This is a genomic window from Ensifer sp. GW101-20A05, assembly GCF_059424735.1.
Window position 1 is genome coordinate 35,950 of sequence record NZ_JBWKZT010000009.1, and the last position, 16,374, is coordinate 52,323.

The 16,374-nt window shown below is 62.8% G+C and carries 14 protein-coding genes; 4 read left to right on the top strand and 10 right to left on the bottom strand.

The features are described 5' to 3' along the window. Positions 1-87: 87 nt before the first annotated feature. The 10 genes from nadE to AC070A_RS21525 all read right to left on the bottom strand — a co-directional run bounded on the left by nadE (position 88) and on the right by AC070A_RS21525 (position 10,499). On the bottom strand, positions 88-930 hold the full coding sequence (gene nadE, locus AC070A_RS21480) for an NAD(+) synthase (RefSeq protein ID WP_057249245.1): 843 nt from the start codon (positions 928-930) through the stop codon (positions 88-90). A gap of 249 nt (positions 931-1,179) precedes the next feature. Continuing rightward, positions 1,180-2,070, bottom strand: coding sequence for an intradiol ring-cleavage dioxygenase (locus AC070A_RS21485; protein ID WP_057249244.1), 891 nt, complete (start codon positions 2,068-2,070; stop codon positions 1,180-1,182). 3 nt (positions 2,071-2,073) lie between these two features. Further along, positions 2,074-3,828, bottom strand: coding sequence for an FAD-dependent oxidoreductase (locus AC070A_RS21490; RefSeq protein WP_492383905.1), 1,755 nt, complete (start codon positions 3,826-3,828; stop codon positions 2,074-2,076). Beyond that, positions 3,821-4,906, bottom strand: coding sequence for a branched-chain amino acid ABC transporter permease (locus AC070A_RS21495; protein ID WP_492383906.1), 1,086 nt, complete (start codon positions 4,904-4,906; stop codon positions 3,821-3,823). Before AC070A_RS21495 ends, AC070A_RS21490 begins: the two co-directional genes overlap by 8 nt. Before the next feature lie 10 nt (positions 4,907-4,916). Continuing rightward, positions 4,917-5,780, bottom strand: coding sequence for a branched-chain amino acid ABC transporter permease (locus AC070A_RS21500; protein ID WP_057249241.1), 864 nt, complete (start codon positions 5,778-5,780; stop codon positions 4,917-4,919). Beyond that, entirely contained in the window at positions 5,767-6,489 is a 723-nt protein-coding gene (locus tag AC070A_RS21505; protein WP_113477951.1) for a branched-chain amino acid ABC transporter ATP-binding protein, read from the bottom strand. The genes AC070A_RS21500 and AC070A_RS21505 overlap by 14 nt, the downstream gene beginning before the upstream one ends. Further along, complete coding sequence (locus tag AC070A_RS21510) at positions 6,486-7,205, bottom strand: ABC transporter ATP-binding protein (protein WP_057249239.1); 720 nt, start codon at positions 7,203-7,205, stop codon at positions 6,486-6,488. Before AC070A_RS21510 ends, AC070A_RS21505 begins: the two co-directional genes overlap by 4 nt. A 40-nt stretch (positions 7,206-7,245) precedes the next feature. Further along, complete coding sequence (locus AC070A_RS21515) at positions 7,246-8,526, bottom strand: ABC transporter substrate-binding protein (RefSeq protein ID WP_112996914.1); 1,281 nt, start codon at positions 8,524-8,526, stop codon at positions 7,246-7,248. A 39-nt stretch (positions 8,527-8,565) separates the two neighbouring features. Continuing rightward, complete coding sequence (locus AC070A_RS21520; protein ID WP_112996915.1) at positions 8,566-9,627, bottom strand: maleylacetate reductase; 1,062 nt, start codon at positions 9,625-9,627, stop codon at positions 8,566-8,568. Next, positions 9,624-10,499 (bottom strand): dioxygenase family protein, encoded by an 876-nt coding sequence (locus AC070A_RS21525; RefSeq protein ID WP_425988064.1) that lies wholly within the window; start codon positions 10,497-10,499, stop codon positions 9,624-9,626. The genes AC070A_RS21520 and AC070A_RS21525 overlap by 4 nt, the downstream gene beginning before the upstream one ends. A gap of 89 nt (positions 10,500-10,588) precedes the next feature. On the opposite strand from AC070A_RS21525, the gene AC070A_RS21530 reads away from it, so the two are divergent. The 4 genes from AC070A_RS21530 to AC070A_RS21545 all read left to right on the top strand — a co-directional run bounded on the left by AC070A_RS21530 (position 10,589) and on the right by AC070A_RS21545 (position 16,290). Continuing rightward, a complete protein-coding gene (locus tag AC070A_RS21530) occupies positions 10,589-11,539 on the top strand; it encodes a LysR family transcriptional regulator (RefSeq protein WP_057249235.1) in 951 nt (316 codons plus the stop codon). 356 nt (positions 11,540-11,895) lie between these two features. Beyond that, a complete protein-coding gene (locus tag AC070A_RS21535; protein ID WP_057249234.1) occupies positions 11,896-12,990 on the top strand; it encodes an HlyD family secretion protein in 1,095 nt (364 codons plus the stop codon). After that, positions 12,990-15,329 carry an ABC transporter permease gene (locus AC070A_RS21540; RefSeq protein WP_112996916.1) on the top strand — a complete coding sequence of 780 codons (2,340 nt, stop codon included), beginning with the start codon at positions 12,990-12,992 and terminating at the stop codon, positions 15,327-15,329. Before AC070A_RS21535 ends, AC070A_RS21540 begins: the two co-directional genes overlap by 1 nt. Next, complete coding sequence (locus tag AC070A_RS21545) at positions 15,319-16,290, top strand: HlyD family secretion protein (protein WP_057249232.1); 972 nt, start codon at positions 15,319-15,321, stop codon at positions 16,288-16,290. Before AC070A_RS21540 ends, AC070A_RS21545 begins: the two co-directional genes overlap by 11 nt. Positions 16,291-16,374: the final 84 nt, after the last annotated feature.

Below are 16,374 nucleotides of genomic sequence, written 5' to 3' on the forward strand. Positions count from 1 at the left end.
ACAGCTGTGATGATACCTTCTCGCTGGTGTCGCTTGTCTGCGCGGGCCTCACACCGGAATGGACCAGGATTTGCCGAACCGCAGATATCATGCAGTCGTGGCGTGCAAGACCTGGTGATGGTCCGTGGGAACGACGGGAAGGGCGCGCTTATGTGCGCTGGCGCGATAGGTTGAGAGTATGCGTTCAGCCGCAGCCGACGCGACAGTTCTGCCTTCGAGAAAGTCGTCGATCTGGTCGTATGTCACGCCGTAAGCGTCCTCGTCCGGCCGCAGAGGCGCGTCCGATTCAAGGTCAGCGGTGGGAGTTTTCCAGACGAGCTGTTCCGGCGCGCCGAGTTTCGAGGCGACGGCGCGGACGCGGCGCTTGTTCAGACCGGCGAGAGGGAGAATGTCCGCTGCGCCATCACCGAACTTCGTGTAGAAGCCCATGAGCGCCTCCGCAGCGTGGTCCGTGCCGATGACGAGACCCGACGATGCCCCGGCGATCGCATATTGGGCGACCATCCTCTGCCGTGCCTTCACGTTCCCGAGGATGAAATGATGACGTGGGGCCGGGTCAACGCCGCCGGCAAGGATTGCGTCCATGAGGCTATCGGCCGCCGGTTTTATATCCACGGTGATGACACGGTCCGGGCGGATCGCAGCGACGGCTGCGGCCGCATCGTGTTCGTCCGCCTGCACACCGTAGGGAAGCCGGACGGCAATGAACGTCGCCGAATGGCCGCTTTCGCGTAACTCCTGAACGGCGCGCTGGGCGAGAAGCCCGGCCGTCAGGGAATCGACCCCGCCGCTGATCCCGAGCACGTAGGCGCGCTGTCCGCCTTGCACGAGATATGCCTTCAGGAATTCAATCCGCGTGCGGATTTCGCTCAGCGCATCGAACTCCGATCGAACGCCAAGCGCCTGAATGATGGCAAGTTGCTCTTTCACTGAATGTCTCCTGCTGCCTTCGCCTCGTTGCTCCTGGCGGTCCGTCCCTTCGGGGTGACCGCACCAGATATTTCATCTGAGGATCCGAAGGAGGCAAGGGAATAACCTTCCTGCCTCCTCCTTCTTCCACGTCGAAGTCACGCACGCCAGCAATGCTGGACGTGGTCTTGCAGCAGAATGGCGAGCCTGCGGCCTGAGCGACGATTGCTTTTTTGGCGTGCCGCTGCTAGGCAATGACCTCGGAACCGGTCAGTTGGCGCCCTTTGACCGCGCCAGCACGAAATCGTGGTTTACTTCCCAGAAGCGACCCGAAAATCCGTAATCCGCGGCGCGGCCCGGGTCCTCAACGCGCCGGAAAGTCGCCAGGAGGCTCTGCTTCACTCCGAACACCGCATCCGAATGGATATACGGATCATCCGGATCGAAGATGTGGGTGATGAGCGTCTCGTACCCGTCGGCCTTGATGATGTAGTGGAGATGGGCCGGGCGGTTGGGGTGACGCCCGAGATGCTCCAGCATCCGGCCGACCGGACCGTCGTTCGGGATCGGGTAGTATTTCGGCTTTACCGCCCGGAACCAATATCCGCCGTCTGGCCCGGTGCGGAAGACGCCGCGCAAGTTGAACTCCGGCTGGATGCCCTTCTGCTGAACGTCATAGAAACCTTCGTCATTGGCCTGCCAGACATCGATCACGGCGTCAGCAATGGGCCTGCCCTCGGTATCGAGGATGCGACCGCCGACCACCATGTCCTCGCCCTTCTGGTCGAGACAGATGTTTGCGCCCATCTCGAGCTCCGGCGCGTCCTGGACATGAAACGGGCCCAGCACGGTGCTTTCGGAGGCACCCGACGGCTTGCGATTGTTGATTGCGTCGACCAGCATCGAGACGCCGAGCGTGTCGGACAAAAGGATGAACTCTTGCCGCCATTCGTTACACATCTGTCCGGTGCGTGTGAGGAAGAGGATCGCCTCCATCCACTCCTCCTGCGTCGGCTCGATTTCCCTCACCGCTTCGTGCAGCTTGCGCGTCACGACGTCCATGATCTGTTTCAGTCGTTCGTCCTTGGCATTTTTGTTGCGGCCCGTGACGACCTCAATCGAGTTTTCTTCGGTGAAGAAGCCTTTCTCATGCGCTTCCATGGATCACCTCCCAAGCACTGATGTCATGACCCGACGAAGGTCTGCGACGGGATCTGCCGACTGCGCCTCCGAGCGCCAGCAGACGTGATGGTCAGGACGCACGAGAACGATGCCGCTGTCACGCACTTCGCTCAGCCCGGCCCAGTCGCCGGTGAAATCATCCCAATGCTGCCGCGCGCCGATGGCGTGGGCCGCTATATCGACACCAAGCTCATGGCCGACGACCTTTGCCGCTTCGATCCAACCCTGTCCGCCGATCCCGGTCAGGACCGTGAACCGGCCGTGGCCGGAGAGATCGAGCGTCGAGGCCTTCTTCCCATCGCCAGAGAAAACCCATGCATGCGGCAGTCGGGCCCCCGGCCAGGTGGTCTGCTGGAAATGCAGTTCCGGGTCCTTGGCAAAGGCCGGTTCGGGTTGACCATCGGTGACGATCGCATCCGAACGATAGCGCTGGTTCATCTCGACGCCGTGGGCGTCGAACTCGTAGACCTTGGCGGCGATCGCCTTGCGGATGGCGGCGCGCTGTTCTTCCGCCGCCGGCGTATCGCGGCAGCGCGCATCCATGTTCTGCTGCATCTTCACCGGATCGATGGAATCGAGCAGGCCGAGCGCCTTGAAGATCGGGCCGAACTCTTCAATCGACTTGTTGGCGCGGGTGACGATCTGCTTGGCGACCGGCGCTCGCTCCGTTGTGTAGGTATCAAGCAGCTTTTCGCTCGCCTGGCCCTTCAGCACAAAAGCGAGCTTCCAGGCAAGGTTGAAGGCATCCTGGATCGAGGTGTTGGAGCCGAGCCCGTTCGATGGCGGATGGCGATGCGTGGCATCGCCCATGCAGAAGACGCGTCCGTTCGACATCGTCGTCGCATACATGTTGTTGACCGTCCAGGTCGAGACCTGCTTGATCGTGACATCCAGATCTTGCACGCCGACCAGGTCGCGCACCACCTTCTTCGCATGGGCTTCGTCGACGGCCGGTGCCGGCTGGTTGATATCGTATCCCCAGACGATCAGCCATTCGTTCCAGGGGCGGACCATGCGCACGAGGCCCATGCCGATACCGCCGACGTCGGCCCCCGGTTGCAGCACCCAGTAGAGTACCGAAGGACGGTGGGCGACATAACGCGACAGGTCGGCCTCAAACAGGATGTTCATTGAGCCGGCAACGCCCATCCGGCCCTCGAAGGTGAGCCCGGCATGCTCCGCGACCTTCGAATTGCCGCCGTCAGCACCGATCAGATACTTCGAGCGAACGGTGATTTCCTTGCCGGTCAACCGGTCGAGACAGGTCGTGGTAACGCCTTCGCCGTCCTGTACATGGCTGACATATTCCGTCGACATCCGCGCCTGGGTACCGCGCGAGCAAGCCGTCTTGAATAGGAGCGGCTCCATGAAAGTCTGGGGCAGATCGTTCATCTGGCTCGGCGAGGATAGCTGGTGTTCGGCGCGCGAGACCGGGTGCTTGCCCCAGCTTTTCATGCGTCCGATCTCTTCGCCCGCAAGCGAGGTACAAAAGACGTTCTCGCCCATCAGGTCCTGTTCGGCGGCGAACATATAGACCTCGTCTTCCACGTCCCGGCCGAGATCGCGCAGGACCTCCATCGTGCGCTGGTTGGTGATATGGGCGCGTGGCGTGTTCGCCAGCCAGCGATAGCGGTTGATCACCATGTTTTCGATGCCGTAGCTCGAAAGCAGGGCGGCCGTGGCGGAACCGGCTGGCCCCGTGCCGATGATGAGTACGTCGGTTGTGATATCAGCCATTTGGTCCTCCCTTTGGCATGTGTGCGAGTGGTCCGCCGTTCAATTTGCGACGGACCGGAAAGAGCTGGATTCCGGTGCGATCGGAGAACAGGCCCCAGAGACCGCGCGGCGAAAAGAGCATGACGAGGATGCCGATGAGGCCAAGGACCAGCAGGTACCAGGAGCCAAAATCGGCGAAGAGCTTTTGCAGCAGGAAGAAAAGCACCACGCCGACGATCGGCCCTTCGATGGTGCCGATCCCGCCGATCACCACGATGAAGATGACATAGGCCGTCCAGTCGGTGACGGAGAAAGCCGCGTCCGGCGAAATACGCGCTTTCTGCACGTAGATCAGCGCACCGGCCAGTCCAGTGACGTAGGCCGTCGCTACGTAGACCAGAGCCTTCATGCGGCGGGCGTCGACGCCGACGGCACGGGCGGCCTGCTCGTTGTCGCGCACGGCCGCAAGACCGAGCCCCTGCTTGCTTCGCAGCAGGCGGTAGATGAAGCCGATCGTCGCGAGCGCCAGGAGGAGCGCAATCCAATAGGTGAGGGCATCGCTGGCTGCGGCCGCCTTCATACCGAAGAGGTCACGCACGATATCGACGCTTGCCATGTCCTTCGTCGCCTCGCGCGGCAGCGACGTGCCGGTACCCCCGCCGAGCGCCTTCCACTGTGCGAGCAGCAGCCGCACCACCTCGGCCACCACCCAGGTGCCGATGGCGAAATAGGGTCCCTGCAGCCGGAAGGTGAAAAAGGCCGTCGGAATGGCGAGGAGCGCCGAAAGAGCGCCGGCAATCAGGATCGCAACGATGGGATCAACGCCCGCCAGAATGACCGCACCGAACATCGCATAGGCGCCGAAGCCGACGAAAACTTGCTGGCCGACCGAGATCAGCCCGGCATAGCCGGCAAGCAGGTTCCAGTTTTGCGCCAGCACCAGCATGGTCAGGATGAAGAAGAGATCCTGCACGACGCTGCGGGACACGATGAGGGGAGCTGCAATCGCAAGCGCGAGCCCGGCGACTGCCGCCAAAGCTGCAAGCGATGAGGTTCCGCTCCGGGTTTCGACCTTGAAGGACGGAATGGCGATGGACATCGGCTTGACCTCAATCGACGGCGCGGGGGAAAAGCCCGCGTGGCTTGATGACGAGAACGGTGAGGAAGGCGAGATGTCCGGCAAGGATCTGCCATTCCGGATTGACGGCCGCCCCAAGCGTCTGCGCAACGCCGAGGATGACCCCGCCGGCAAGCGTTCCCCAGAGCGAGCCGAGGCCGCCGATGATCACGGCTTCGAAGGCGTAGATCAGGCGGGACGGTCCCGATGTCGGATCGAAGTTGGCGCGCGTGCCAAGATAGAGGGCGGCGATCGTCACCACGACCATGGCAAGCCCGGTCGCCATGGCGAAGACGCGTTGCGGGCGAATACCCATCAGCCCGGCCGTCACGATGTCGTCGGAGGTCGCGCGGAAGGCGCGCCCGAGCGCCGTTCGATAGATCAGCTGGTTGAGGCCGAAGATCACGGCGAGCGCCGACAGGAAGGTCATCAACGGCATCAGGCCTATGTTGAGCGAGCCGACGCCGATCGAAGCACTTTCCAGCGCCCCGATGGACACGCGGCGGCTGTCGGCGGAAAACGCTTCGAGCAGGCCATTCTGGAGGACGATGGAGATGCCGAACGTGACGAGCAGCGGCGGCAACACGTCCTTGCCGAGCGTGCGATTGAGCACGAAGTATTGCAGGCCCCAACCTGTCAGGAACATCAGTGGCGCGGCAATGAGCGCTGCCAGGAATGGATTGAGGCCGAGCGCCGAGGTCAGCAAAAGGATCAGGAATGCGGCAAGCACGATCAGGTCGCCATGGGCGAGATTGACGAGCCGCATGATGCCGAAGACCAGGCTCAGGCCGGCGGCAAACAGGGCGTAGAGCCCGCCGAGCAGAACGCCCTGCACGATCGTGTCAATGAAGCTCATGGCGCGGCGCTCCGAAATAGGCCTGGTGGATCTGTTCGCGGGTCAGCACCTCCGGACGCCCCGAAAGCGTCACCCGCCCTTCCATCAGGCAATAGACCTGGGTTGCGACCTTCAGTGCCTGGGCGATGTCTTGCTCGACGATGACGATCGAGGCGCCCGTTGCGCGGATACGCGGGAAAGCCGCATAGATGTCGCGAACGACGACCGGTGCCAGGCCGAGGCTGATCTCGTCGCAGAGCAGCACGTCCGGGTTGGACATCAGTGCCCGGCCGATCGCCACCATCTGCTGCTGGCCGCCGGAAAGGGCCGTCGCCGGGTTGTTTCGACGCTCGCGCAGGATCGGGAAGAGCTCATAGACACTCTCTAGAGTCCATGGTCCCTGTCCCTTGCGGCCATAGGCGCCGATCAACAGGTTCTCCTCGACGGTCAGCGACGGGAACAGCCGGCGGCCTTCCGGTACCATGGCGATGCCGCGGGCAAGCACGTCGGGTGCTGCCAGCGCGCCGATCGGTTCATCGCGATAGACGACCATGCCCGGCTCGCTTGTGAGCACGCCGGAGATCGCGCGCATCAGGCTGGTCTTGCCCGCGCCATTGGCGCCGATGATCGCAACGGTTTCCCCCTTGGCAACGGCGATATCGACACCGAAAAGGGCCTGGAAGTCGCCGTAGAAGGCCTTGAGCCCTCTGGTTTCAAGCATAGCCGTCATAGCTCGATCCCCAGATAGATCTCCTGGACGGCACGCGACGCCATGAGCTCGTCGGGTTTTCCAATACCGATCACCTTGCCGAAGTTGAGAACCAGAAGCCGTTCGACCACCGAGGTCAGCGCATGAAGCACATGTTCGATCCAGATGACGGCAACGCCCTTTTGCTGGATGGCACTGATGGTCGCGACCAGTTGGTGGCATTCGGCTTCCGTCAAACCGCCGGCGATCTCGTCCAGCAGCAACAGCCGGGGTTCGGTGGCAAGCGCCCTTGCCAGTTCCAGCCGCTTGCGCTGCAGAAGGGTGAGGCCGCCGGCCAGTACATTCGCCTTCTCGAACAGGCCGGTGTCCACCAGGATTTCGGCGCAGCGGTCACAGGCTTCCGCCTCGCGCCGCCGCGTGCCAAAACTGCCCGCGACGAGCAGGTTCTCAAAGACTGTCAGCTTTTCGAAGGGTTGCGGGATCTGGAAGGTCCGCCCCATGCCCGAAAGACAGCGCGCCATCGGCGGCGTTCGGGTGACATCCACGCCGCCGAAGCGGACCGTGCCGCTGTCGGCGGCGATGTTGCCGGTAATCAGATTGAACAGCGTCGACTTGCCGGCGCCGTTTGGCCCGATGATGCCCAGCGCCTCACCCTCGCCGACCGAAAAGCTGATCTCGTCGGCGACGGTCAGCGCGCCGAAGCGCTTCGAAACCCGCTCGAGCTCTAACAGAGACATGCCTGACCCTCCTCGGTCACAGTCCCACGCCATCAGGCGCTTAAACGATCGCTTCCATTTTTCCACCGGCGGGGATGTTCGGCGCCGTCTTGTTGTCGGTAATGACGAGGTCGTAGCCGCCGGCGTCCTTCAGCCGCCACTGACCGCCGACGAGCGGCGTCTTGGCGACGTTGCGGGCAGCAAACGGCGGCAGTCCCTTGCCGTCCCATGCAATGGGACCGACGAGCGTATCGAGTTTTGTGGCGGCGATTGCCTGGGCCACTGCATCGCCGTCCGTCGGGTCGTCGGCCCGCGTAACGGCGTCGACGGCCAATTCGAAGAGGGCGTGGGCAAAGCCGATCGGCTGCGTCCATGGCCGGCCGGTCGCCTTGGTGAAAGCGTCGGCCACTTGAGCGGATGTCTCGCCTGTCAGCGACGAGGCGAAGGGGTGGCTCGGCGACCACCAGACTTCGGACGAGAGATTGTGCCCGGCCTTGCCTAGCGCTTCGACCGCGTGCGGGAACAGCAATGCCTTCCCGATCGAGGCGACCTTCGGCACGAAACCCTGCTGCTTTGCCTGGTTCCAGAAGGTCGTGAAGTCAGGAGGGATGACCACGCCGGTAACGATCTCGCATCCAGCCGATTTGAACGCATTGATCTGGGCAGAGAAATCGTCCGTCATGTTCTGGTAACGGCCGGGGTCGGTGAGCCCGTAGCCAAGCTTTTCGAGGACCGGCGGGAAACCCACGGTCCCGTCGCCCCAGGCATTGCCGTCACCGTCATTGGGGAAGAGGCCGCCGACTTTGTGGTTCGTCTCGACCTGGGCCCACATATTGGTGAAGACGGCGATCACATCCTCGAGGCCCCAGAAGAAGTGATAGGCATAGTCGAACGGTTTCCACGAAGCGGGATCGCTTGGGTTACCCTGTTGGCCGATGAACCAGGGCTGCCACGGCGCAACCGTCGAAATGCAGGGCATCTGTTCGGCTTCGCAGGTGGTTGCAACAGGGTTCGTGGTTTCGGGTGTCGAGGCGACCAGAACCAGATTGACCTCGTCATCGACGATCAGCTGCTTGGCGACTTCCGCCGCCCGGTTCGGGTTCGACTGGCTGTCCTTGACGACAACCTCGAAGTTTTGGCCCTTGGCCTTGGTCGCCGCCAGAAACGCGTCGATGACGAATTTGTCGGCTTCGCCGAAGGCAGCGAGCGGCCCGGTTTGCGGGCTCACATAACCAAGCTTGATCGCCGTGTCCTTGGCAATCGCCGGCATCGCAAGTCCGGATGAAAAGGCGACTGCGCCACCTGCGGCTGTCGTCTTCAGAAAATCGCGTCTCGTCAGCATGGTTCCTCCTCCCAATGCCCTTCCTCCCGAAGGGTCTCGTCAGTTCGTCGGCCGGCTGCCCTCCCAGGCATCCTGCAGCAGCGCCCGAATGGACTGGCGCTCGATCGGGCGTGGGTTCCAGTAGGGGTTTTCGGTCGCAATCTCGGCGGTCCGATCCAGATCGGCCTCCAAAAGGCCGAGGTCCTTCAAGGCCAGCGGCGCACCGAGCGACTTTGCGAAATCCCACAAGCCGCCGCCAACCGATCCGCCGAAGGTCCGGGCCACAGGTTCAAGCAGCTCAGGCACGGCCGCGGCGTTGTAGGCCGCCGTATGCGGCAGCATGATCGTGTGGGTTTCCGCGTGCGGCGTATCGAAGGTGCCGCCGAGCGTGTGGCAAATCTTGTGATGCAGCGCCATGCCGACCGCGCCGAGCACGGTGCCCGAGAGCCAGGCGCCGTAAAGCGCTTCGGCCCGTGCCTCGCGATCGCGCGGCGTCCCAATGATCGTCGGCAGGCTCGTCTTGAAGGCTGACAAGCCTTCTTTCGCCATCAGCGAAGAGATCGGGTTACGATCCTGCGCATAAAGCGCTTCGACCGCATGGGCCATGGCGTTGAGCGCGCTGGCAACGCTCATGCCGACCGGCAGGCCGAGAGTCAGCTCGGGATCGTAAATCACCACCTCCGGCAGGATCGAAGGATGCCTGTCGGTCGTCTTTCGGCCGCCTTCCGTCTGTCCGAGGATCGGCGTTACTTCCGAACCGGCGTAGGTGGTCGGGATAACGACTTGAGGCAGATCGGTGCGGTAGGCGATCGCCTTGCCGAGCCCGGTGGTGGATCCGCCGCCAAGGGAGACGACACAGTCGGCGCCGCTTTGGTTGACCGCTTCCATCGCCTTTGCCGTGACCTCGACTGGCGTATGCATCACGGCCCCGGCAAAAACGCCTGCGGCAAGTGGCCCGAGCCGCTCCGCCAATGCTTCCGCGTCTGCCCGTTGCTGCGGTGTTGAGAGCACCAACGCTCGGCTGCACCCAAGCTTTTCGACCCAGGCTCCGGCCTCGCGGCTCCTGCCTTCGCCAAAGACGATGTGCCCCGCACTGCCCTGGTAGGTGAAATTGTTCCTCACGACCCAGATCCTTCCCTTGCCCTCGCCATCAGGAACTTGAAGTCCAGCCGCCAGCCGGGCTTGCCGCCGATGTCGGAGCATTTGAATTCGTGCACCAGTTCCGGCTTGACGCCGAAGATCGCGTCCTCGTCGATATGAGGATCGCTGCCGTCGTAGATATGCGTCGTAATCGTCTGGAAACCTGGAGCGGTGACGATGAAATGTAGATGGGCTGGGCGCCGGAGCGAACAACCCGCCTGGCCAAGGAGCTTGCCCACCGGCCCGTCTTCCGGGACGCTGTAGCCGGCGGGGCGCACCGTCAGGTAGTCGAACCGCCCTTCGCGATCGGTCTTGAAGACGCCGCGCAAATTAAACTCCGGTTGCAGGTCCGGTTGCTGGTTCTCGTAGAAACCTGCGGCGTTCGCCTGCCAGGTCGTGACCTCCGCGCCCTCGATCGGGTGGCCGTCGAGATCGAGCAATTGCCCGAAGACCGCCAGCCGCTCGCCGACGCCATCGAGCGAGATGTTGCTGCCGGATATGCGTTTCGGCGTGTCGGCGCGAAAGAACGGCCCACGGACCGTATTGGGTGTCGCCTGTTTCGGGCGACGGGAGTTGATCTCATCGACCAGCGCCGAAGCGCCAAGCAGGTCGAACAGCAGACCCCACTCCTGCCGCCGCTCGTCCGTGGTGTGACCAACCTCGGTCAGAAACTCGATCATTTTGCGCCAGTCGGCCGCGCTGGGACGCAATTCCCTGATGAGCTCGTGAAGGTGGGTGACGACCGTGCTCAGCACCAGCGGCAGCGAGCCGTCGTCCGCTTTCGATATTCGCTGTGCGAAAGCCTCGGTAAAGGCTGCTTCCTTGGGATTCGAAACCATCGCGCCCCGCATCACACTCCTCCAGACACTTGGCTGAGATGAAAGCTAACACGGGCCGCGGGCGCGATTGATGATTTTACTCTGAGTTAATATAATCAATTGTTATGAAGATAGACGAACGCCATCTTGTTCAGCTCGCTGCGGTCGTGAAGGCTGGCGGCGTCACCGAAGGGGCAGCGCTGCTCGGGCTGTCGCAGCCGGCGATCTCGCGCACCATTGCCATGCTCGAAAAGCGCCTGGGCGAACCGCTTTTCGTCAAAGGGCGGCGGCCGCTGCAACCGACGCCGCTCGGGCGCGCGCTCGCCGATCATGGCCAGGTCATGCTGTCGGCGTCGCGCAAGGCGTCCGACACGATCGAAAGCTTTCGCCTCGGCAAAAGCGGTCTCGTGCGCGTCGGCGGTACGCCATTTTTCATGGACGCCTTGATCGCGCCGATGATCGCAGACTTCCAGGCACAAAACCCCAACGTCAGGATTGACCAGAGCTACGGCTACATGGCCGACCTGCGCGCTGCCCTGAAGGGTGATCAGATCGATCTTGCTATCTGCCCGCTCGATATTCTTGAGGAGGGATCGGGCTTGGCGTTCCAGAAGGTGCTTCCCGGTCGAAACGTCGTCGCCTGCCGGGTCACGCATCCGCTTCTGTTGAAGCGACGGCCGCAGCCGTCTCAGCTACTCGAATATCCCTGGGTGGCGCCGCCGCCGGGAAGCCCGCTGCTTGCGGATCTCCATAGCCTGCTGCTCTCCTTCGGGGCGACCGAGATCAAGATACGCTACACAGGCGGCTCGCTGATGAGCCTCGTCAACTATCTGAAGGGTATCGACGCCTTGACTGTGCTTCCGCACAGCGTCGTCTTCGCGCTACGCAACGAAAAATCGATCACGGCACTTCCGGTTTCCGTCCCGCACCCGGAACGTGCCCTTGGGCTTCTGAGGCGCGCGACCTCGGCGCATACCCCGGCCATCGAAAAATTCTCGCAACACATCCGCCACAGCTTCGACCAGCTTCAGCACCTCATCCATCGACATGAACAGGCCGTGGTTTGGGGTGTTTAGCTGGATATCTGCCCATGCGAACCCGTAACCGCGTTCTGATCGGTGATGCGATGGTCTCGAGTCCAGGAAAGATCATCCCGGCAAGTCCGACGCGGCAAAAATCATCGCTTTCTCCATTTGTGCCGCGCAACATGTGATCGGCGCTTGACCGGTTTTTCCTGTTGACGTCTCCGACATCACGCGGGCACCATTTGCGCCTCGGGCGAAGGCCTCGCCACCCAGGACGAAGCAGGGCTTTGCCGTGCTTGGAGCTGTGGGCAAGCCGAAGTGGAGACGGTGCAGTGGTAGATACGTCACGCAGCGCAGGCAACGGTGTTTCAGAAACTGACCGCAGTTCCGATGGCGCGGCGAGCGCGATGGAAAAGACGACGGACCGAGACGAGGCGGTGGACCCGAACGTCCAGCTTCGTGGGCCCGACGATCCAGAAAATGTTCCTTCCGACGCAACTGAATCGGGCCTGCGCGGGAAGCCGCCGATCGCTACCGCACTCATCGTCGCGGTGTTCACGCTGGCGATCGTCGGATTGTCCCTCTGGTACCTCGTCCAGCCACAGCCGCTGCTGGTGCAGGGAGAGGCGGACGCGACCCGCATCGATATCGCTGCCCGTGTGGACGGGCGCATCGGCGAGCGACCGGTCTCACGCGGCGAGGATATCAAGGCTGGACAGACCCTTGCCTCGATCAGCAATCCCGAGTTGCTGATGAAGCTGCAGGAAGCCGAGGCCGCTCGCGCCGTCGCGGTGGCCGACCTCAATCGGATCGAAGTCGGCACAAGGGCAGAGGTGGTGGCGGAACGCAAGGCTGCGGTCGCAGCCAGCGAGGCAAGCCTGACGCTGGCCCAGCAGACCTATGATCGCACGCTGCAGTTGACCCAGGGCGAACACGCATCGGTCCAGAACCTCGACCAGGCAACGGCAAATCTCGATGTCGCCAAACGGTCGAATGAGCAGGCCAAACTCGCCTACGACGAGGCGGTGGCCGGTTACACGCCAGAGGAGCGCGGTGTCGCGAAGGCGGCCGTGGCGAAGGCGGAGGCCGCAATCGCGACCTTGAAAGCACAGGTCGCGGAGTTGACGGTGACCGCACCTATTGCCGGGCAGGTCTACCAGATTGCCACCGAACCGGGGGAGTATGTCTCGCCTGGCGTGCCTCTGCTCTCGCTCGTTGATCTTTCCGACATCTGGGTACGCTTTGACCTTCGAGAGGATCTCGTGAAGGGCCTGAAGGTGGGCGACCATTTCCAGGTGAAAATTCCAGCGCTCGGTGACACCCCCGTCGAAGTCGAGGTCCGCACGATTGCAACGCGCGGCGAATATGCGGGCTGGCGCGCAACCCGGGCGACCGGTGATTTCGACCTCAGAACCTTCGAAGTTCGGGCCTATCCGGTCGAAAAGATCGCCACATTGAGGCCGGGCATGAGCGCCTATGCCGACTGGGCGGATGCACGGTGATGACGGCCGCTCAGCCTCGCGGGCTCGTTGCGGTTGCCGCCCGGGAAGTCCTGTGGATGTGGCGGGACAAGGTAGCCCTGCTTCTGGTGGTGGGCATCCCGCTTCTGGCTTTCTCGCTGCTTGCCGCAACTTTCGGAAATGCGGTCATCCGCAACCTTCATGTCGACGTGGTCGATCAGGATCGGTCGAGAACCTCGATGACCTTCGTGCAGGCAATCAGCGCCGCTCCCGGGGTCAATGTCGACAGGCGGTCCTTTGATCTTAGCGGCGCCATGCATGCGGTGCGGTCGGGTGAGGCGATCGCTGCCGTCTATATCCCCAAGGATCTCGAGCGTGACATCATGGCCGGGCGGCGGCCGCAGATCGTGGTGTTCTTCAACAAGCAGTATTTCACACCCGGGAACGTCGCTTCGACCTCCCTGCAGTCGGCGGTTTCGGCGGCGATCGCCGACCTGCCGCGCGGCGCGGCAAGCCCGGGTTTCAGGCCGGGCCCGCTCGTCGTCGAGCAATATGTCCTGACCAATCCGGCCCTGAACTATGCGCAGTTTCTGCTTCGCGCCATATTGCCGACGGTACTTCATGTCGTTGTCGCGATCGCGGGCGGTTATGCTGTCGGGTCGGAATTCGGATCGCGCAGCATGAGCGAATGGCTTGCCACGGCCGGAGGCAGCAGCCTCACGGCTCTCGTCGGCAAGTTGCTGCCGTATTTGGCGATCTTCCTGCTGATGATGGCCGTGGTGCTCGGCATCATTCACGGCCTCTACGAGATCCCGTTCCGCGGCAATCCGGTCCTGGTCGCGGCCGCAGCATGCCTTCTCATCATTGCCTATCTCTCGGTCGGCGCTCTCTTTCAACTGCTCGTCAGAAACCTCGCTTCCGGCCTCAGCCTGACCGGTATCTTTTGCTCCCCCGCTTTCGGTTATGCCGGCGTGGGCTTCCCGATCCTGGCGATGAATACCTTCGCCCAAAGCTGGGGGATGCTGCTGCCGCTGCGTTGGTACATTCAGGTCCTGTTCGACCAGGCGGCCCGCGGTGTACCTGAGCAGGACTCGATTACGCCCTTCATGGCACTTGGCGCTCTCGCAGCGCTCTATTTCCTGTTCTCATGGCTTCGGTTGCGCGCGATCGCGAACAGACCCTTGCCCACCACGGAGGAGACGGTCGAACCACGGCGATCGGGCAGGATCAGTGTCGCCCGCGCGCTCGCGGACGAATATGGCCGCGTCCTGCGAGACCGTGGAGCTTTCGGCCTCATCGTTCTCGGGCCGATCATCTACGGTCTGTTTTATCCTCAACCCTATGTCGGGCAACTCATCCGGAACATTCCGATCGCTGTCGTCGACGACGACCACTCGGACATCAGCCTCACGATCGTCCAGGCCCTGGATGGACACGAAGCGGTCGAAGTTGCAGCCCGTCCAACGACCCTTGCCGAAGCGCAGATGGCCCTCGCCCGGCGGCAGGTGTTCGGTATCCTGAGTATTCCTGCCGGCACCGAGCGCGAGGTCATGAAGGGGTCGACGGCGCGTTTGCCGGCCTTTGTCGATTCCACATACTTCCTGCTTTACAGTCGGACGCTTCAGGGCATTCAGGAGTCTGTCGGTTCGGTTCGTTCCGACCTCTCCACGCAGAGCGCGCGCGCCGAAGGAAGCCGCTATCGGGCAGCTTTGTCCGTCAGTTCGCCGGTCGAGATTCTCAACCAGCCGCTGTTCAATCCGACGGGCGGCTACGGCAGTTATGTCGTGCCGGCTGCCTTCGTCCTGATCTTGCAGCAGACCTTGCTGATGGGCACGGCGACGATTGGCGGGGTAGCGTTCGAACGCGGCGGGCATGAGGCGCGGCGAAGCCGTAGCGCGGTAAAATCGGTTCTCGGCCAGGCGCTTGCGCATCTTCTGCTGGCATTGCCGGCCTACGTGTTCTTTCTCGTCGTCCTGCCGAGAGTCTACGGATTTTCCGCCACGAATCGGGTGCTGGACCTTTTTGTTCTCGCTGTTCCCTTTATTCTCTCGGTCAGCTTCCTGGGGCAGTTTGCAGGAAGCTGGTTCAGGCGCCGAGAGACCGCCGTCCTGCTGTTCATAGCGATCAGCCTGCCGCTATTCTTCCTTGTGGGCGTCGCCTGGCCACCGGAGGCGATCCCGCCGGGATTGCGGGCCGCGAGCTACGCCCTTCCAAGCACGTCGGGGATCGATGCGCTGGTTCGAGCAAACCAGATGGGGGCCGCGTTCGGCGACGTCTTCAAGGACTGGGCGCGGCTCTGGATGCTGGCATTCATCTATGCTGCCCTGGCCATGATCTCCGCTCGGTTCGTCACCTCACGGAGGGGCGTCAATGAACGCTAGATCCATGCGCCTACCGATCATTGCCGCGACCGCACTGGCCCTCTCGGCATCCGCCGCATCGTTGGCCGCGGCGGCGGACAGGGAGGCTATCGCCGGCATGGTCAGGCGAACGGAAATCCGCATTGCTCCCGAGACATCCGGCCGCCTCGCCAGCGTTGCCGTAAAACCGGGGCAGAAGGTGCGTAAAGGCGACATAATCGCGGTGTTGGACAATCCGGATCTGTCAGCGCTTGTCGGAGAGGCGAGGGCGGCGGCCGCGAGCGCGAAGGCAGAGCGCGACCGGATCTATTCCGGCATCAGGCGCGAACAGGTTGATATTGCAGTGGAGGCCGTGCGCACGGCCGAGGCAAACCTGGTCCTTGCACGACAGGAGAACGACCGGGCGACCGCACTTGCGGCCAAAAACTTCGCAAGTCGGCAAAAGGCCGACGAAGCCGCTGCCTCTCTCGCCAAGGGCGAAGCAGATCTGGAGGTAAAACGCGCCCAGGCAGAGGCAGCGAATGCCGGTCCTACTGTTGAAGAGCGGGCACTCGCGGATGCCAGGGTCGCACTTGCCGAGGCGACGGTGGCGAGTATTCAAGCCAAGCTCGACAGGACAAGGCTCGTTGCGCCAGCCGATGGCACGATCAACATCCGCGTCGCCGAACTTGGGGAAATCATCGGGCCCGGAAAACCTGTGGTAACGATGGACGTCGACGACCGGTCGTGGTTTGCCTTCACCGTGCGTGAGGATGATCTCCGCGGCATGACGGTCGGCACCCCCGTAACGCTTTCGACGCCGAACGGGCCGTCTGTTCCCGCACATGTGACGGAACTTCGGCCGTTGGGCGAGTTCGCGACATGGCGAGCGGCGCGGGCTGTCGGAGACCATGACCTCAATAGCTTCCGTGTTCGCTTGGAGGCAGATATGCCCACGAGCGATCTCGAGCCTGGCATGACCGTGCTGCTCGCTCGCCCCTAGAGTTCGGCGGTTATGCCGGTGCCGTTGATGGGAAAGGCTTCTAGGACCTGCCGAGACAGGCTCGAGAGCCGGGGATAATGGACG